The 17,608-nt window shown below is 63.1% G+C and carries 16 protein-coding genes; 1 reads left to right on the top strand and 15 read right to left on the bottom strand.

Annotation, left to right across the window (positions count from 1 at the left end):
• Nucleotides 1–17: 17 nt before the first annotated feature.
• From GH2_RS16605 to GH2_RS16560, 10 genes are all read right to left on the bottom strand, one after another.
• Nucleotides 18–1,115: an MlaD family protein gene (locus tag GH2_RS16605; RefSeq protein ID WP_084247571.1), complete on the bottom strand. Its 1,098-nt coding sequence runs from the start codon at nt 1,113–1,115 to the stop codon at nt 18–20.
• On the bottom strand, nt 1,031–2,062 hold the full coding sequence (locus GH2_RS16600; protein WP_084247570.1) for an MlaD family protein: 1,032 nt from the start codon (nt 2,060–2,062) through the stop codon (nt 1,031–1,033). The genes GH2_RS16605 and GH2_RS16600 overlap by 85 nt, the downstream gene beginning before the upstream one ends.
• On the bottom strand, nt 2,059–3,075 hold the full coding sequence (locus GH2_RS16595) for an MlaD family protein (protein WP_239589085.1): 1,017 nt from the start codon (nt 3,073–3,075) through the stop codon (nt 2,059–2,061). Before GH2_RS16595 ends, GH2_RS16600 begins: the two co-directional genes overlap by 4 nt.
• A 54-nt stretch (nt 3,076–3,129) precedes the next feature.
• The gene (locus GH2_RS16590) at nt 3,130–4,014 is read right to left on the bottom strand and encodes an MlaE family ABC transporter permease (protein ID WP_084247569.1); all 885 of its coding nucleotides are present in this window, start codon (nt 4,012–4,014) and stop codon (nt 3,130–3,132) included.
• 3 nt (nt 4,015–4,017) lie between these two features.
• Nucleotides 4,018–4,896 carry an MlaE family ABC transporter permease gene (locus tag GH2_RS16585; protein ID WP_066170474.1) on the bottom strand — a complete coding sequence of 293 codons (879 nt, stop codon included), beginning with the start codon at nt 4,894–4,896 and terminating at the stop codon, nt 4,018–4,020.
• Between the two features lie 196 nt (nt 4,897–5,092).
• Nucleotides 5,093–5,812: a hypothetical protein gene (locus GH2_RS16580; RefSeq protein ID WP_157086126.1), complete on the bottom strand. Its 720-nt coding sequence runs from the start codon at nt 5,810–5,812 to the stop codon at nt 5,093–5,095.
• A 781-nt stretch (nt 5,813–6,593) separates the two neighbouring features.
• Nucleotides 6,594–7,358 (bottom strand): ABC transporter ATP-binding protein, encoded by a 765-nt coding sequence (locus tag GH2_RS16575; protein ID WP_084247568.1) that lies wholly within the window; start codon nt 7,356–7,358, stop codon nt 6,594–6,596.
• Nucleotides 7,351–10,116, bottom strand: a complete 2,766-nt coding sequence (locus tag GH2_RS16570) for a branched-chain amino acid ABC transporter permease/ATP-binding protein (protein ID WP_066170469.1) — start codon at nt 10,114–10,116, stop codon at nt 7,351–7,353. The genes GH2_RS16575 and GH2_RS16570 overlap by 8 nt, the downstream gene beginning before the upstream one ends.
• A gap of 426 nt (nt 10,117–10,542) precedes the next feature.
• The gene (locus GH2_RS16565; protein WP_239589073.1) at nt 10,543–10,866 is read right to left on the bottom strand and encodes a nuclear transport factor 2 family protein; all 324 of its coding nucleotides are present in this window, start codon (nt 10,864–10,866) and stop codon (nt 10,543–10,545) included.
• A 4-nt stretch (nt 10,867–10,870) separates the two neighbouring features.
• Nucleotides 10,871–11,503, bottom strand: a complete 633-nt coding sequence (locus GH2_RS16560) for a TetR/AcrR family transcriptional regulator (protein WP_244885417.1) — start codon at nt 11,501–11,503, stop codon at nt 10,871–10,873.
• Nucleotides 11,504–11,593: 90 nt separating this feature from the next.
• Here GH2_RS16560 and GH2_RS16555 point away from each other — a divergent pair, with 90 nt between their 5' ends.
• A complete protein-coding gene (locus GH2_RS16555; RefSeq protein ID WP_066170464.1) occupies nt 11,594–12,826 on the top strand; it encodes an FAD-dependent oxidoreductase in 1,233 nt (410 codons plus the stop codon).
• Nucleotides 12,827–12,935: 109 nt separating this feature from the next.
• Here GH2_RS16555 and GH2_RS16550 read toward each other — a convergent pair whose 3' ends face one another.
• The 5 genes from GH2_RS16550 to GH2_RS16530 all read right to left on the bottom strand — a co-directional run bounded on the left by GH2_RS16550 (nt 12,936) and on the right by GH2_RS16530 (nt 17,555).
• On the bottom strand, nt 12,936–14,168 hold the full coding sequence (locus tag GH2_RS16550) for a CaiB/BaiF CoA transferase family protein (protein ID WP_066170461.1): 1,233 nt from the start codon (nt 14,166–14,168) through the stop codon (nt 12,936–12,938).
• A 298-nt stretch (nt 14,169–14,466) separates the two neighbouring features.
• Entirely contained in the window at nt 14,467–15,378 is a 912-nt protein-coding gene (locus tag GH2_RS16545) for an LLM class flavin-dependent oxidoreductase (protein ID WP_066170458.1), read from the bottom strand.
• On the bottom strand, nt 15,368–16,231 hold the full coding sequence (locus GH2_RS16540) for an acyl-CoA thioesterase (RefSeq protein WP_084247567.1): 864 nt from the start codon (nt 16,229–16,231) through the stop codon (nt 15,368–15,370). The genes GH2_RS16545 and GH2_RS16540 overlap by 11 nt, the downstream gene beginning before the upstream one ends.
• The gene (locus tag GH2_RS16535; RefSeq protein WP_066170454.1) at nt 16,228–16,794 is read right to left on the bottom strand and encodes a TetR/AcrR family transcriptional regulator; all 567 of its coding nucleotides are present in this window, start codon (nt 16,792–16,794) and stop codon (nt 16,228–16,230) included. The genes GH2_RS16540 and GH2_RS16535 overlap by 4 nt, the downstream gene beginning before the upstream one ends.
• Complete coding sequence (locus GH2_RS16530; RefSeq protein ID WP_066170601.1) at nt 16,791–17,555, bottom strand: SDR family NAD(P)-dependent oxidoreductase; 765 nt, start codon at nt 17,553–17,555, stop codon at nt 16,791–16,793. Before GH2_RS16530 ends, GH2_RS16535 begins: the two co-directional genes overlap by 4 nt.
• Nucleotides 17,556–17,608: the final 53 nt, after the last annotated feature.

Raw genomic sequence — 17,608 nt, 5'->3', positions numbered from 1 at the left:
GTAGCTCGACTCACGGATCAACACGTCCTTCCACCGACGGGAATGCAGACATTCGACATGTCCAGTACGAAACCGGATCGAGCGTCTCCTGTGCTCGCCAGCGGTACGGCCGCTGCGTTGAGTTGCTTGACCACCGGCTCGAGTTGGTCGATGAGTCCGGACATGCCGTCGCTCATCTGCTTCGCAGCACTCTGCATCTGACGGACCGCGGCATATACCTCGTCCTTGTGATTCAGATAGTAGGTAGACAGAACCGCCAGCTGTCTGATCACCAGACCCATCTGACGGTAGGCCTCGGAGAATCCGTCCCGGTAGACGTAAAAGGAACTCAGCACAGTGTTCACCTTGTCGACGGTCTGGAAGAGGAGCTGGCGCGATGCGGCGAAGGTAGCGCTGTACTCGGAGACCATCCCCAGTATGGAGCGCACCTGTGTCCGTTGCTGATCAAGGATCGTGGTGACTGATTGCGCTCCCGAGAGCAACTTGCGAATGGACTGGCTCTGGGCCTGGAAACCAGTGGACACCTGATCGAGCACCTCGTTGATCGGAGCGCCCTGTACGTTTTCGGTGACCCGCGGGAGCGCCTGCAGGGTGTCCGCCACCGTGTAGGGGACGGTCACCCGAGCGACCGGAATCGGCTCGCTTCCGATGTTTCCTTCGCCGGCCGGGATCAGATTTACCGAGTATCCGCCGACTGCCGTCAGCAACCGGACCTCGACTCGGCTCGCGTCACCGAGACGGATCGAATCCTCGATCTTCGCGGTCACCTCGACGGCGTCCTTCTTCAACGCGACTCGCGAGACTTTGCCGACTGAGATACCTGCCACGCGCACGTTCTCACCTTTAGAGATGGAGACGGAGTCCCGGGCGAAGAAACGAATCTCCTTGGTGCCGGGCGGCGAGATGTATACGTACGCCGCTATCGCTCCGAGGATCACCACGAGCAGCAATGCTCCTAGCCCGAGACCGATCTGCGGGAGGTCACTCTCTGGATGACGGGCTCGAGCCCGCAACCCCGACCACCAACTGCTCACTGCGTTCGGCACAGGACCACCTCCGTACCACCGAGAAGCACGGTTCCCCAGGCAGGCAGCTGGTAACTGCCATGTTGGCATCGACTGCCGGAAGCGGGCATCGCGCGCGCGTTGGCCACCTGTCCGGCGATCGTCGGCAGCACGCCAAGCGCGCGACCGAGATTCGCCACTGTGGGGAATGCCTGTTTCAGCACTTGATCGATATCGGTATCGGTTTCTATCCCTAGTCCGTACAGCAGCCTATTCACTTCGCCCATAAACGCCGGGCCGTAGGCATCGCCCTTCTTGAATTCCCCGAGAACGGTCAACACGCTGTCAATCGGCTTCTGGAGATAGCCGATGAACTCGATGAGCTTCGGTGCGGTTCCTCCCACGCCCTCGGCGATGCCCGACATGTTCTTCACGATCGTCGCAATCACCGCCTGGCGGTCAGTGGCGTATTGGGCAACACTCTCGATGCTCTCGAGCATGTCGTCGAGTCCCGAACCGTCACCGAGCATGAGAGTCGTGGCATTGTTGCTGAATTTATTCACTTCGGCGGGACTGAGTGTCTCCAGCACCGGCTGCAACCCGTTGAACAGCTCAGTGACGTCGAACGAGGGAACAGTCTGGTCGGAGGAGATCTCGGTGACGCTGGTACCCGCACCTGTTTCCACCGAGGTGGCATCGATGTATCGGACGCCGGTGAGACTCGCATACTTCACGGCCAGCCGCGTCTCCCGCGTGACACGGTACTTCTTGTCGAGAGTGAAGCTCACCTGCGCGTGGGTCGCCTGTCCTTCCTCCTTCAGGTCGATGGACGTCACCTTTCCGACCTTGATTCCGCGCACGCGGATATCAGCATTGGGACTGAGTCCCGATGCGTCGGTGAACACCGCCCGATAGTCACGCGTCTCGATCGCGACCGGACTTCGTATCCCGTTCACCACGAAGATCGCGATCACTACGGCGACCGCCGCCGCGACGACAAGTTTGATGAACGGCCGCACTGCACTCTGCCGCTTCCGACCACGACTGAATCTACTCATCGGGGACCTCCCTCCCGGGCCGACGGCGCACCGGCGAACGGGACGTCGAGCCCGGGCAGATACTTGAGGTTTGCGCGTATCTTGAGAATCTGACTTCCCCCCGGCCCGTCGGCGAATGCACCACTGAGTTTTGTAAGCAGAGTCTTCAACGTCTCCGTCGTCACCACTCCCTGACCGATCGTCGGCAACACCGAGCCTGCCGCCCGAAGCTCATCGACCACCGGCAACAGGTCGGTCTGATGACTGCCGAGCACCTGGCCGATCAGGTCGAAGAAATTGACGGCGACGGACTCGATGCCGGCATCCAACCGAGACCGTACGGAGTCGTCGAAGTCGGTCCGCAACTTGCTGTTGTATATCGAGAACAATGCGTCGGTACCACCGCCGAGCAACGAAGGTAGAGCGGACACCACCTTGTTGACGTAGATCAGGTTCTCCCGCGGGAGTGCCCGCTGAGTCTGCTCCACGGTGTCCGCCACTATGGCACCCGCATTGAGCAGCGGACTCAATGCATCGGTGTACGTCAGCGCCTTCTCGACTGCCTCGGTCATCCCGTCCGTCAATGTCCCGGAGACGATGATCGAACCCTTTGCGATCATCGTCGACATCGTGTAATCGGTACCGGAGGCAAGCGCGAGATCATCCCCGTCTCGCACGTATCCCGCCTTCGCCGTGTTGCCGGCATCGGCGATGTTCACAGCTGTGACACCGAAATAGCTCGAGGGGCGGTAGTCGAGGGTCATATCTCTGGCAAGACCTTTGACCCTGTCCTTATCGAGCCACAGCGTCACCTTGATGTCGTCACCGCTGATGCCGACCGAGGTCACCTTCCCGATCTTCGCACCGTGAAGGATGACCGGACTCCCGTCTTCGAGGCCTGGGCCCACAGCCGGGGTATGCACGGTCAGCGACACCCGATCACCGTCGGCCGGTACCAGTCGGGGCACCACGAAGACGCCAAGAACGATCGCGGCGATCAGTATTACCACCGTATAGCGCGCGACTTTGCGCATCCGCTGAGCACGCGACTGATCCGATCCCACCATGAATCCCGAATACGTCATCGCTCATCCCTTGAAGACAATGGTCGGACGCAGGCCCCAGAGCACGATCGTCATAGCGAGGTTCAGCACCACCACCGCGACCAGGCTTACTCGGATCGCCCGGCCACTGGCGCGTCCGACCCCCTCCGGCCCGCCGCTGGCGAAGTAGCCGTAGTAGCAGTGGACGATGGTAATGACGACGCAGAATACGATGGCCTTCACCAGCGACAGCGCTATGTCTATCGGGTCCAGGAACTGACTGAAATAGTGGTAATAGGTTCCTGAGGGCGCGTCATTCAAGGTAGTCACGAATAGTGCCGCCGTACCGAAGGCGATAGCCAGCGACAGCAGATATCCGGGGATCACACAGATCAGTCCGCCGACCACCCGCGTGCCGACCACGTACGCGATGGACCGGATGCCCAGCGCCTCCGTCGCGTCGATCTCCTCGGAGATCCGCATCGATCCGATCTCGGCCGTCATCCGGCAACCCACTTGCGCGGCGAATCCGACCCCGAGCATGATCGGCGCCATCTCCCGAATATTGAAGAATGCTCCGATGACTCCGGAGAGCGCACCGAACCCAATCAGATTCAAGGTGTTATAGGCCTCGATCGCGATGGCGACACCTATGGCGACACCGAGCACGAACAGCAGGGAGATCACCCCACCGTCGATGATGATCGACCCACGCCCCCACGCCATGCTGTTCATTGTGCGCAGCGTCTGTTTGCGGTAGCGACGCACCGTCAACGGCAGGTAATAGAGGGTCTGTACGGTGAAGATCACCCACCGGCCTATGCCCTCCTCAGCCGTTCGAATCCTCTGTGCAGCCCGATTGATTGTCCGCCGCGGAAAAGGTGCATACGTACTCGGCTGCCAGGATTCGTACCTACCTGAATCGACCATCCCTCAACCCACCTGAGTCGGAAAGAACATTGCCTGAACTTGGGTGATCAAGACATTCGTGATGAACACCGAGATAAACCCGAGGACGACGGAGGCGTTGACCGCATCCGCTACTCCGCGCGGTCCCCCCTTGGCCTCCAGCCCGCGAAGGCTGGAGATGAGAACAATCTCCATTCCGAAGAGAACGGTCTTGCCGATGGCGAAGTAGAAGTCAGTGGGGCTTGCGAACGCACCGAAAGACTGCCAGAAGCTGCCAGGGATCACGCCGTTGATCATGACGCCGAGCGAGAAACCAGAGACTACCGCGGCACCGATGATGATCACGCACAGAATCGGCGAGATGAGGATGATTGCGAGGAATCGTGGCAGGACCAGTCGACGAATCGGATCAACCCCCATCACCTTCATCGCGTCGATCTCCTCGCGAATGGCCCGAGAACCGAGATCGGCGGCGATCGCCGAGGAGGCGGCACCACCCATCAACAGGCCGGCCGCGATCGGTGCGCCCTGCGAGATGACACCGATACCGCTGGCGGCACCGGCAAGTGACTTCGCGCCCACTTCGTTGACGATGGCCCCGACCTGAATGGCGATCTCTGTGCCGAACGGCAAGGCGATCAACAGCGCGGGCAGCATGGTGACGGTCAGCAGATACCAGGCTTGATTGAGCGTCTCTGCTATCGAAACGCGCCCGGTCGGCAGATCGGTGATCACATAGCGGACCACCTGCCCGGACATCGATGCAGCCCTTCCCAACGTCGCGAGCGAAGCGCGAGGAACGGTTGCCAGGTAGCGCCCGATCTTGCCGAGTACCTGACCCAGCGGTGAAGCGACTCGCTCCCGCGGAACGACCGACGCGCCGGCCACCTGCGCAGTACTCATCGGTCCCCTCCTCTCGCAGTTTCGGCTGTCGATGCTGTGCGGATCCGGCCGGTCCACCCGCCATGGGGCATGGATCCCCTACGACCGGCCGCCGGCTTCCGGCGGTTGAACAACGGTTGTGATCCGGATCTCACGGCGAAATAGTAAACTATATATAGATACCTAGGGCGAGCATCTGCTCGCAGTCCTACTCGTCTCACTTGGGACCGGTGACATCGGCGTCGATACCCGCGACATCAGTGATCTTCCAGTCCTGTTTCTTATCGATGATCACGTTGTACGTCGCCGTCGACTGGACGCCGTCGGGCGCTTGGGCATTCTTGGTCAAGACACCGACGAATGCCGCCACGGTGTAGACACCGTCATCCTCGGACAGCACTTTCGCTGCGATCGGACGGGACGTCGAGACCCACTGCAGCGGCGTGATCACCTGCTCCATCGCAGTGGACGCCTCCGTCAACTTGTCCGCCATCTGCGGCGAGGTGCCGTTTGTCAGCCGCTCGTGCCACGCACTCAACTCCCGGAAGTCCATTTCGGCCGCACCGGCCGCGTAGTCGAGGGCGATCTCCTCCGCACGGTTCCGATCCGCAGCCGCAGCCTCGTTGTCGCTGACTGTGCCGCTTTCCGCCGCAAAGAGATAGGACAGGACACCGATCACCACCGCCATCGCGACGGCGAGCACGACCAACGCGATGATGACGGTGTGCGGGTCTCGCCACCGAGACTCCGCCGGCACACGTGCAACCGACCGCGGACGGCTCTTGGGTTCGCGTTTCGGCATGTCGGTCGACTCGTCAACGCCGGTTGCCCCTTCCTTATCCCCCGCCGAATCCTCGTCCTTCTCTACAACCAGGTCCTCGTCAATCGCCGAATCGTTCCCGGTCTCCGAGTCGATGGTCTTCTCGGTTCTCACCACGATCTGCAACTCCTTCGAGTGTCGAATGTTGGTCCGTCACGGACGCCCATCACCGATGGCCGGCTGCAACATATCCGGTAACCATATAACCCGTTACTGGAATCGTCACCGTTTTGGCACGAGGACGGCGGTTAGCAGCTCGTTGGTTGGTACGTGTCGTCGACCCGGACCCGGTATGCCGGCTCTGGGTACCGCTGGCACTTCCACCCGGCTGTGCGGCTTTCTACCATCGGCGCCGAGTCGCAGTAGCCCGGTTGCAGTTCCCTGCTTATCGTCATGACAGCACGCTCCTGAGCGTCTCGGCGATCGATCCTATGAGGCATGTTGCCTCATACAGTGCGCCTTCGTCAGAGATTTCCGAGATCAGGACTGATTCGTAGTCAGCCGCAGATGGGAGTGTCCCCAGGGTTCCCGTGAAGCGGCGGTGATCGCCGGGGTTCGGTAGAGCTCGTGGTGGGTGATCATGGCGTAGATGCCGGCGCAGCATCGTCGGGGTCAGGCAGATCAGTGCGGCACCTACACTTCTTGCCTTCGGTCACGTGGGAGCAGCGACCTCGGCGTCGACACCGACGCCCATCAACGGTGGCCGGCTGCCGCACATCCGCTAAAGATATAACCGGTTACTGGAATCGTCACCGCTTCGGCACGAGGACGGACGCCACCTCGCCGCACTCCATCCGTGGAGCCGAAGTGCCCGGCAGAAGCCCGGTCAACGACCGTAGGGGCGCACAAACCGGCCGCCTCCGCAGCGCGGAGGCGGCCGGTCAGGCGATCATGAGTGTCAGACGGCATCACCGAGGTAGGCCTGCTCCAGCAGCTCGGGATTCTTCGCCAGCTCGTCTGCGGGGCCGCTGAGCCGGACCCCGCCGTGCACGATCACCAGGGCCTCGTCAGCGACCTCGAGAGCAAGTTGAACGTGTTGTTCCACCAGCACTACAACGGCGTCGGTCTCATCGGCGATGCGCCGGACTATCGGTAGCAACTCCTCGACGATGACCGGAGCGAGCCCCATGCTCATCTCGTCGATCAGCAGCACTCGCGGGTTCTGTACCAGTGCTCGGGCGACCGCGAGCATCTGCTGCTCACCACCCGACAGCGCGCCGGCGTTCACTTTGATGCGTTTGCCCAGTGCCGGGAACATGTCGATCGCACCGTCCAGGCTGAGTCCGCCGGATCGTTTCGCGATCGACAAGTTCTCCCGCACAGTCATCGATGTGAACAGGGCACGGTCGTCGGGAACCAGAATCAGTCCATGCCGGTTGGCTTCCGCTGGACGACCATTCCGCAACGACTTGCCCTCCACGACGACATGGCCACCCTTGCGCGGCAAGAGCCCGGCGAGGGTATTCATCAAGGTGGATTTGCCGGCACCGTTCGGGCCGAGGACCGCAAGGACGGAACCCGCCTGGAGCGCGAAGTTGACGTCGCGCACCACTCGGACCGGTCCATAACCGGCAGATAGGTTCTGGCAGTCCAGAATCGGGACTGCTGCAGACCCGGGGGCGGTCGAATGGTCGGCTGTGTCAGCCAGTGTCGAGTCAGCCATTGGTCTGAGCCTCTCTTCCTAGGTATGCGGTGGCTACGGTGCGGTTGGACCGGATCTCCGCTGGAGTGCCGGATGCGATGAGTTCACCGAAGTTCAGCACGTGGACCCGGTCGCAAACGCTCAGTACCAGATCCATATCGTGATCGACCATGACGATGGTGGTCCCACTGTCCCGAACCTTGAGCAGCCGTTCTCCCAGCCAGCGACTCTCGGTACTATCGAGGCCTCCTGCCGGCTCGTCGAGGAGGAGCAGATTCGGCGAACCGGCCAGCGCACGCGCGATCGATACCAGCTGGCGCTGCCCCTGTGACAGTTCTCCTGCCGGACGCTCCGCGATGTCGGCGATATCGAGTAGGTCGAAGACCTGGGACAGGTGCCCGAGGTCACTGTGCTCGGCCTTTGACTTCGGACGTCGGACCGCCGCAGTGCGCCCGACTTTGACGTTCTCCGTCACACTGAGGTCATCGTAGAGCTCGATGGCTTGGAAAGTACGCCCGAGACCGGCCCGGACACGGCTGTACGGCGCGAGGCCACCCATCGACGTACCGGACAAGGCCACGTCGCCGGTGTAGTCGACAAACCCGGTGATCGCGTCCATCAACGTCGTCTTGCCCGCCCCGTTCGGCCCGATGAGGCCGACCAAAGCGCCCTTGGGGATCTGCAGCGACACATCTTTCAGTGCCACCGCGCCGCCGTACCTGACCGAGACATCGGTCAGGGTGAGCTCAGGCTGCGCCGAACTGTCGAACACCTTCGGTCCCCTCGACACCTTCTCAGCCGGGGCTTCGCGGCTCACGTCCAGATCCGGCGCCGAGTCGCTCTTCGCCTTCAACGCTGCAGCGCGGCGGGCCGACAACACGGTATGGGCCGGTCCGACGATGCCCTCGGGATTGAGGATGACGGTGAAGATCAGCAACACACTGGAGACGACGACGTACCAGCCACTCGCCGACCACATCTCATCGACGAAGATGAAGACCAGCCCGTTGGCGGCCAGCAGGCCGGCAAGGACGCCACCGGAGACCGAGGTGATACCCGCCAGGTACACGGTGGCGAACAGGGCGACACCGGCCATCGCTGCGTAGTAGTCGAAGGTCACCGTCTGTTGCTGGTACGCCAGCAGGGATCCACCGAGACCGGCGATGAACGCACCGATCCCAAAAGCGAAGATCTTCACCCGGACCACACTGACACCGGCTGCCGCAGCGGATCGTTCGTTCGCACGTACGGCCAGCATCTCGGTTCCGAGTCCACTGCGCCGAAGGTAAGCGACGAACACGGCGACCGCGACGAGGACCAGCAGCACCAGGATGCCGAATGTCACTCGCGGGTAGTCCAGACCCTGTCCGATGCTCAGATCCCAACCGAACAGGCTGGGTTTCGGCGCCTTGATACCTTCCCCTCCGACCACATCGATATTGCGGAACCAGACCGCTTCGAGAACGTATGCCATCGTCAGCGTCACCACCGCGACGGTGAGTCCGCGAATCCGCAAGGCGGGCAACCCGATCAGGACACCGATCACAGCCGCACACAACGCGGCCACAATGGGGGCGATCGGGAACGGTAGGTGAAGATTGTTCGCGATCGGACCGAGCAGGAAGGCCGCAACACCGGCGATCGTCAGCTGAGCAAGAGAGACCTGACCGGCGAAGCCGGTCACGACAACCGACGACAGCGCGATGATGGCCATGATGAGGCTGATGATCAGTCCACTGCGCATGCGGTCGTCAAGAAATACCAATGCCAGGACCCCAACGATCGTCATGACGACTGCAGTGGGTGCCACGTGGTGCGGCCTCGGTGCCCTACCCAGGGTCTGCAGGATGGTCTCACCACGGGACGGCAAAGGCTTGGCACGGATCAGCAGCACCACGAGGATCAGGATCAGCGGCACCAGCTCAGGCAGACCCGAGGACGGCAGCCAGTCGTACGTTGCTGCCAGATTCTGTGCTTCCGACTGGAGCATGCCGATGGCCACGCCGGCGAACACCGCGACTATCACCATATCGAAGCGGGCGAGGATCGCGGCAGCGAGCGCTGGGATGATGAAGAGTGTGTACGCGACCGGCACCAGCGGAACGATGGGTGCGATCAGAATGCCCGCAAGACCTGCAACAGCGGAACTGAGCATCCAGTTGTAGGCGGCAATCCGATCGGGCGAGATGCCGCTGACGTAGGCACCACGCTCGCTCTCGGCCGACGCACGCGTCGCGAGCCCGAACTTCGTGAAGCGGAAGACCACCGCCAGTGCGATCGCCAGCAGCACGATCGTCAGCGCGAAATAGAAGCGGTCAGCGGACAGTTGCAGGTCCCCCGACTGCCAGATGTCGGTCGGGAAGATCGGGTCAACCGACACGGGGTCGGTGCCGAGCTTCTCCGCCACCAGTCCCGCGACCAGCAGCGAAACACCCAGGGCGGCGACCGCACGTGCGACCAGAGGCGATGTTCGCAGTGGCCGGAAGATCAACAGGTACAGGATCAGACCGAGGACAGCGGCGATGACGAGAGAGATCAGTATGGCAGGCCACATCCCCATCGGCCCGCCGAGGTCGATCGAGTCGGGTAGACCCGGGATGAGAATGAGGAGCTCACCCTCCCGCAGGTACGCATACGTGTACGCGGTGTAGAGCGCTATGGCTCCCGTCGCGAAGTTGACCACGCCCGAGCTTCGATACGTCAGGACGATGGCCAGGGCAAGCGCGCCGAAGACCGCGCCGTTCCCTAGGCCTAGGAGCAAGAACACCAGGTGCTGCATTGTGAGGGGATTCCTTATCGGAGATTTCAAAAGATGACGCTGATGTTAGATCATGCTGCGACCTAGGTCACCTTGTTTCTCAGTACTGCTACAGATCACACACTGCACCGGCACGGAAGCGGCGCGCCGCCGACGATTACACGGTGTCAGTCATGAGACGGACCTCCTGAGTCCGACTCAGGATCCGCCGTGACGGCACGGGCCGGTCACAGCGTCGCGGACTGTGCGCCAGGGCGTTCTTCTCCCGGCGCTGGCTGGGAGGTGAAGACGCTGCACACAGTGAGGCCTCGCGCGGCGCCTCGGTCATCGCCACCGCGACCGCCGGGAGGTCAGGACCTCGTCACTCGACGATTCCGGCGCCCTGATCACCCGACGCCGCGGCGATCATCCTCGCCCTCAAGCCAGGCACTCGAGGTCGGGCGTGGGTCATTCTTTCGCCGGAGCCGCGTTCCAGTAGTCGCGGTTCGTCGCAACCTTGCCGTCGCGCAGCGTGCCGACCGAGGACCCACGCAGCCCTGCCGGATGCATGACCCACTCGACGGCGAAGTACTCCCCGGCGACCAGACCGCTCACGACCTCATAGGTCGCATCGGGCACCAGCTTGATGGCTCCCTCGACGAAGGCCCGCGCCTCCGCCTTACCTCGCGCAACGTGCCCTGACGGAACGTCTTCCACGACCACGTCGTCGGCAAACCAATCAGTGATCGCATCCACGTCCGCCGCGTCCCACGCTGCGTAGTACTTCGTCATCCAGTCAGTGTTCTCGGTGTTCATCTCTTCCTCTTTCCTTGTTGTTGCCATCTCTGGTCCCGGCGAACAGTCGTCGCAGCGCAGATTCGAGTGCGTCGACGCCGTCGTTCCCCGTGGTCTCACCTCCGGCTGCGGCGAGTGCCGGGTGCGTCATCCCACTCTGCGACCGCCCGCGCGTCGCCAGCCATCCGACGAACATGAGGTAGGTCGCGGTGAAGATCTCCCGGGCTTCCGACTCGTCGAACCCGCCACGGCGCAGGATCCCCAGCGCCGTGGTCGTCAGCCGTGCCGCCGCGGCCGACGGGCCATCGGCGGCGAGAGCCCGCATTCCGGTGCCCGGGTACCGAAGAAAGTCGCGGTCCATCGCCCTGACGAGACCGATGTACTGGTCCTCCCACGAGTCGTCGGGATCGATCACGATCCGGATCCTGTCGGCCACAGCCTCTACCACCCGGTCGGCGAGGGCGGGCTTTCCACGCAGGTGGTAGTGGATGGCCGGGGCGGTGACACCGCATTCGTTCGCGACCGCGCGGACAGTCAGGTCCTCCAGCGACGAACGCTCCACCACCCGCAGTGCCGCCTCGAGGACATCGGCCTGTGAGATCGGCGACGGCTGGGTCCCTCCGCGATTGCGCACCACTTCGACCAACCTTTCGCTCGCGCTCCGTGATTATGTCATAGTAAATGAGTTCCATTGACAGTGTGTAAATAACCTTAGGAGACCTGGATGAAAGCGGACGTCGTAATCATCGGCGGCGGCATCGGAGGGTGCGCTCTGGCCGCGCGATTGGCGACAGCCGGTCTCGCCGTCACCGTTCTCGAACGGGAGCCCACCTATCGGGACATGGTGCGGGGGGAAGCCATGGTGCCGTGGGGCTTCGTCGAAGCCGTCGAACTCGGCGTCGCCGATTCGGTGTTGGAAGCCGAGAGCGCATCGGTCATCACTCGCATGATCCCCTACGACGAGACACTGACTGTAGAGCAGGCACAGCAACGCTCCAGCGATCTGTCGAAGGCCGTGCCGGGCTCCCCCGGGGTGATCGGTGTCGGGCATCCTGAACTCCGCGAAGCGCTGGCGACCGCCGCTGTCAAAGCCGGTGCCACCGTCATTCGCGGAGTTCGCCGATCAGCAGTCGTTCCGGGTGACTCTCCACAGGTGACCTTCGAGCTCGACGATCAGGAGCAGACGATCGAGTGTCGCCTGATCGTCGGAGCCGATGGCAAGTTCTCGACAACGCGCTCCGCACTGGGCATTTCGATGTTCACCAACGAAGCACGCGTCAAACTGACCGGGATGCTCGTCGACGACGGTGGCACCTGGGATCGTCGTGTCACCTCGATCGCGATCGACGGCCGCAACCAGTACATCGTCATCCCTCGCGCCGACAACAAGCTGCGTCTCTACGTCGGACGGCGTGTCGACGATCCGGAACCGCTCAAGGGGCCGGCGTCCATCCCCGATTTTCTCGAGTCGTACCGGACCCCGATCTTCCCCGATCACCATGAGTTGGCCGCATCCACACCGATCGGGCCCTGCGCGACCTTCCCGATGAACGATGCGTGGACCGAGACTCCAGTCATCCCCGGGGCGGCGCTGATCGGCGATGCCGCCGGCTGGAGCAATCCGGTCACCGCGCAAGGTCTCAGCATCACCCTTCGCGACGCGCGAGTGCTGTCGGAAGCCTTGCTGGACAACGCTGAATGGACTCCGGAAACGCTATCGGGGTACACCACGGAGCGGAACGCGCGGATGGCTCGCCTGCGCTTCGCCAGCGCGCTCACCGATCTGATCGGCGGCTTCGGAATGACCGACCGCGCTACGCGGCGCCCGCGCATCTTGAGGATGCTCGGCCAACGGCCCGAACTCGCCGCGGCACTCACGGCAGTTCACTCCGGGCCATGGCATCTCGAGGCGGACGCCTTCTCCCCCGACAAACTCACCACGCTCTCGTTGGCGTAGCCGATTCGGGCGCCGCCGCAGCCGTCGGTGGCGGCGTCCAGCATGCAGTCGGATGTCTCCCCGGCGAGCCGGCTCGCCGACGGGACCGAGCCGGACTCAGCTGGTCAGCTCACTCGCTCGTCGTCCCGTCGGCGCCGTCGTCTCCCGCGGCATACAGCGTCCCATCCCCCAGCATCCGGTCGATCGCCTCAGCGTCGAAGCCGAATTCCGCTGCGACGGCGGCACTGTGTTCGCCCAGGGCCGGGACCGCATCCATTCGTGCCTCGGCTCGGCCGAACTGAAGCGGCGGCAGCAGCGCTCGAACGGCACCTGCCTCGGTGTCGACCGACCGCCACCTGTCTCGTTCGGCCAAGACGGGATGGTCGAGAAACTCGCTCACGGTGTTGACGCCGGCGAATGCGATACGCGCCGACGTGAGTCGCTCGGTCAGTTCATCGGTCGTCAACGCGGCGAAGTGCTGTGCGACCCGCTCGTTGAGCGGCAGACGGTTCTGGACCCGCAAAGTGTTCGACACGAACCGGGAGTCAACGGCCAGATCTGGATCCTCGAAGACGATCTCACACAACCGCTTCCATTCCGGTTCGTTCTGAACAGCCAGGAGAACCACGTGCCCGTCGGCCGCACTGTACGGGCCGTACGGCGCTATGGTCGCGTGCTGGGCGCCGAAACGTCCCGGCTGTGCACCTGTACCCGCCGTGAAATGTGCTGGCTGGCCCAGCCATTCGGCCAGAGCTTCGAACAGTGAGACCTCGAGAGCGGCTCCTTCGCCCGTCACTGCACGCTGGTAGAGCGCGGCCAGAACACCGGAGAAGCCGTACATCCCAGCGGCGATGTCGGCCACCGAGATACCCACCTTCGCGACGTCGTCCGCAGTACCCGTGAGAGAAACGAGTCCGGTTTCGCACTGCACCAGCAGGTCGTATGCCTTGCGGTCTGCCCACGGACCGGTGCTCCCCCAGCCCGTGATCGACAGAACGATCTTGCGCGGGTCTTGCGCCCGGAGCTCGTCACTGCCCAGTCCGAGTCGTTTGGCAGCGCCAGGCCCGAGGTTCTGCACCACGACGTCGGCACTGCTGGCGAGGCGGCGCAGCAACTCCCTCCCATCCTCGCTCTTGACGTCGATCGAGACCGACTCCTTGGAGCGGTTCAACCAGACGAAGTAGCTCGCCTGACCGTTGACCGTCTCGTCGTACTGCCGCGCGAAGTCGCCTGATCCGGTTCTCTCGACCTTGATGACCCGCGCCCCGAGGTCTGCCAACTGGCGCGTGGCAAAGGGAGCGGCCACCGCGTGTTCCAGCGACAGCACGGTCACACCGGCGAGCGGAAGCTTGGGGAAATCCACGGAATCCCCTAGATGTCCATGTCGCACGTCAGCGAACCGACCTGCTCGTTGAAGGACCGGGCAACGGTGCAGGCGGCTGCCTGTTCGCTTGATGACAGTGAGATCACAGGTCACCTTCCATCGATACTGAAAACTACTCGAACGGTCTCTCGTGCAGCCCACGAGCGCAAGAGCCGGTGGAGGCTGAGTCTTTGCCCACTACGCTACCCCGCGCCGCTGGACACGGGTACGCTCCCCGCGCCTCGACGCGCGGAGAGTGGCGGAGCTCCTGCTTCCCGGCAGCGACGGGCCGGTGCGGTCATCCGCCGCTCAGTGGAGCGATGACCTCACGCCCGAACCTGTCAAGCGTGTCGGGATCGGCGCGGTCGTGGAACCGTACTATCGCGAGCTCCACCCCTCGCTCGGCCTCCGACTCGAACTTCTCCGCCAGCTCGTCCAGTGTGCCGATCAGTGGCTCACCCCAGCCCGATTCGGGCATCCGTCGGGCCGTTCGTTCAGCCACCTTTGAACGAGAGGATTCATCAACGACCACCCCCACCGGATACTGCACCGAGATCCTGGCTGCTCCACGCAGCGGAGCGAGCTCGTCGAATCGTGATCGCGCCGAGGCGACACAGTTCCACCATTGCGCATGTTCCGCGACGAGCGGCATCGTCAGTTGTTTGCCGGCACCACCGATGTGAATCGGAATCGTCCCTCGAACCGGTGTCGGCCGGCCGTAGGCACCGGAGAGTCGAAAGTGCGTACCGGTGTAATCGAACGGCTCTCCAGTGAACATCTTCCGGAGGATCTCGATCGTCTCACCGAGTTGCTCGGCGCGTTCTCTCCGGGTTCCGACCTCGAACCCGAAGATCCCGAACTCCTCTTCCACCGATCCCCATCCCAGCCCGAGGTCCAGACGGCCCCCGGATAGCTGATCTACGGTGGCGGCCATCTTGGCGAGCAGCGACGGATGACGGAAAGGATTACATCCCACCAGATGCCCGAGGCGGATCGACGAGGTCGATGCCGCTATCGCGGACAGCAACGTCCAGCTTTCCAGAGTGTCGAACTGCGGCGCGCCGGGTGCGTACAGATGATCCATGATCCACAGGGAATCGAAACCGGCCTTTTCCGCATTTCGGGCGGCGGCGATCATCTCCGTTGCGGAGCAACCGATCTGTGGCATGAAGAGACCGAACCGTAGGGCCGGGCTGCTGCTATCGGTCATGCGCTACTCGCACCAACCCTTCTTGTGTCGACTGTGCGATCACGTGTCCCGCCGGGTCGTAGAGTCGCCCACTGCACAGCGCCCGATCCGCCGCCCCCCACAGGGCCGTCGTCTCGTGCAGGAGCCACTCTCCGGCTGCGGGGACGGTGTGGAACCACAACGCGTGATCAAGGCTGGCAGCTCGGACCCGAGGATCGCCCATCACCACCCCTTTCGGTCCTAGAGAACTTGCGAGCAGGAACATATCGGAGACGTACGCAAGTGCGCCGCAGCAGATCAGAGCGTCGTCCGGGAGCCGATCCAGAGGCCTTACCAGGAATCGCTGCTCGCCAGGAGCAGAGCCGGTCCGCAACGTGCGCGCGCGCATCGGCTCATCGAAGAAGCGGACCTCGAGTCGCAACATCTGGCCGAGCTTGCGCAGCCAGGCTTCGATCGTCTCCACCATGTCCGCATCCGACGCACGGCCGTCCCAGGAAGCCTGCGCGGCCTCGAAAGGCGGACGCACTTTCTCGAGCGCACCATCGCGCGCCGCGTGAAAAGACATCTCTGCAGTGAGTACGCGATCCTCGCCCTGCGTTGCCACCACACGGCGACGCGCGCTCGACCGGCCGTCGCGCTCGATATGCACCGTGTAGTCGATCGGACGGGCCCAGTCACCGGGACGTTCGAAGTACGCATGCAACGAATGTGGAAGCTGCTCCGCGGAAACGGTACGCCCGGCGCTGACCACTGCCTGCCCGAGCATCTGTCCACCGAAGACGCCCCCAGGCAGCGTCGGTCGTGATCTGGCGCGGAAGACATTGCCTCCCAACGGTTCAGGATCCAGGATGTCGGCCAGATTGTCGACGATCATCGTAGGCCTTCCAGATGGTCACGGATGAAACGATTCACAAGCACATCACCTACTCGTTTGTCAGCGCTCAAACCCGCTATGACACAGAGGAACACGTGCAGATCATCCAAGGTGAAATCGGAGCGCATCGCTCCAGTCTCTTGCGCCCGGGCGATCAACGCCCCACCTCGGCTACGAATATCGCGCCGCCGAGCGGCCAAGCCCGGGGTGCTCTCGGGATCCGCGAGAACGATGTCAGCGAGCCCGCGGCCACCCGCTCCGGCCAATCCCCGTACGTACTCTCCGAGCGCCTCCACACCCGGTTCCATCGTCTCGACGGCATCGAGTTCGGCTTCCACTTCCGTCAGGAAGTCCGCCAGCACAGCCTCGATCAGGGCGTCGCGGTTCGCAAAGTGACGATACAGCGTCCCGATCCCCACACCGGCGTCTGCAGCGACCGCAGCGGCCGAGAACTCGAATCCTTTGTCCCACAAGTGCTCTCGTGCAAGCACCAACAATCTCTCACGATTTCGCAGAGCGTCCGTGCGAGGCTGCCGCCGCGTGCTCACGACGGGGCCAGTCATCGTACCTTCAGCGTGCCACCGTCGATCGCGATCGTTTGTCCGGTCACGAATCCGGCACCCTCGGATGCGTAGAAGGCCATCACCGGGACAAAGTCGTTGGTGATATCTCCGAGCCGACCGCCGATCGGAATCTGCTGGGCCATGATCGCATCGTGCCGAACCAACTGCTCCTCCGACATCTCGGAACGGGTCTTGTCGTACATCGGAGTCCATATCGCAGGCGCGATCGCATTGACGGTGATCCCGTATCGGCCCCACTCCGCGGCGACGGTACGGGTCCAGGCAAGCACCGCTCCCTTGCTTGCCGAGTAGGCGGCCTTCCCCGGCAACCCGTCCAGGCCGGCCGCCGACGCAAAGTTCAGGATGGCTCCACCATCGGCCTGGAGATACCGGAAAGCGGCCTGGTTGGTGAGCATCGTTCCGGTTGCATTGATCGCCATGACCGTGTTCCACAGGTCCAACGGGGTCGACTCCGACGGAGCGAACGGAGCAATCCCGGCTGCATGGACCAAGACGTCCAGTCCGCCGAGAGTGTCGACTGCTGCTGCTATCGCTCGATCCACGGAATACTGATCCGACACGTCGACCTGCTGAAATGATGCGCCCGCATCGTCGGCGATACTGCGACCCGCCTCCTCCGCGAGATCCAGCGACACCACCTCGGCCCCGTAACCGGGGAAGGCCCGCACGAGTCCCTCCCCCATACCGCTCGCACCACCGGTCACGATGATGCGACGACCGCTGAGGTTCTGGACACCCATGAATTTGCCTTCCATCGCCCTCAATCGGAGCCACGGGCTCCGATTATCCCGAG

It is taken from the genome of Gordonia hydrophobica NBRC 16057, from assembly GCF_001592365.1.
In the GTDB taxonomy this organism is placed as follows: Bacteria; Actinomycetota; Actinomycetes; order Mycobacteriales; family Mycobacteriaceae; genus Gordonia; species Gordonia hydrophobica.
The sequence above is the reverse complement of the archived record's forward strand: the minus strand, read 5'-3'. Positions and strand labels throughout refer to the sequence as shown.

Coding starts and splice junctions, on each gene's coding strand:
- GH2_RS16605 (WP_084247571.1), bottom strand. CDS start 1,115: ATGCCAACATGGCAGTTACCAGCTGCCTGCCTGGGGAACCGTGCTTCT.
- GH2_RS16600 (WP_084247570.1), bottom strand. CDS start 2,062: ATGAGTAGATTCAGTCGTGGTCGGAAGCGGCAGAGTGCAGTGCGGCCG.
- GH2_RS16595 (WP_239589085.1), bottom strand. CDS start 3,075: ATGCGCAAAGTCGCGCGCTATACGGTGGTAATACTGATCGCCGCGATC.
- GH2_RS16590 (WP_084247569.1), bottom strand. CDS start 4,014: ATGGTCGATTCAGGTAGGTACGAATCCTGGCAGCCGAGTACGTATGCA.
- GH2_RS16585 (WP_066170474.1), bottom strand. CDS start 4,896: ATGAGTACTGCGCAGGTGGCCGGCGCGTCGGTCGTTCCGCGGGAGCGA.
- GH2_RS16575 (WP_084247568.1), bottom strand. CDS start 7,358: ATGGCTGACTCGACACTGGCTGACACAGCCGACCATTCGACCGCCCCC.
- GH2_RS16570 (WP_066170469.1), bottom strand. CDS start 10,116: ATGCAGCACCTGGTGTTCTTGCTCCTAGGCCTAGGGAACGGCGCGGTC.
- GH2_RS16565 (WP_239589073.1), bottom strand. CDS start 10,866: ATGACGAAGTACTACGCAGCGTGGGACGCGGCGGACGTGGATGCGATC.
- GH2_RS16555 (WP_066170464.1), top strand. CDS start 11,594: ATGAAAGCGGACGTCGTAATCATCGGCGGCGGCATCGGAGGGTGCGCT.
- GH2_RS16545 (WP_066170458.1), bottom strand. CDS start 15,378: ATGACCGATAGCAGCAGCCCGGCCCTACGGTTCGGTCTCTTCATGCCA.
- GH2_RS16540 (WP_084247567.1), bottom strand. CDS start 16,231: ATGATCGTCGACAATCTGGCCGACATCCTGGATCCTGAACCGTTGGGA.
- GH2_RS16535 (WP_066170454.1), bottom strand. CDS start 16,794: ATGACTGGCCCCGTCGTGAGCACGCGGCGGCAGCCTCGCACGGACGCT.
- GH2_RS16530 (WP_066170601.1), bottom strand. CDS start 17,555: ATGGGTGTCCAGAACCTCAGCGGTCGTCGCATCATCGTGACCGGTGGT.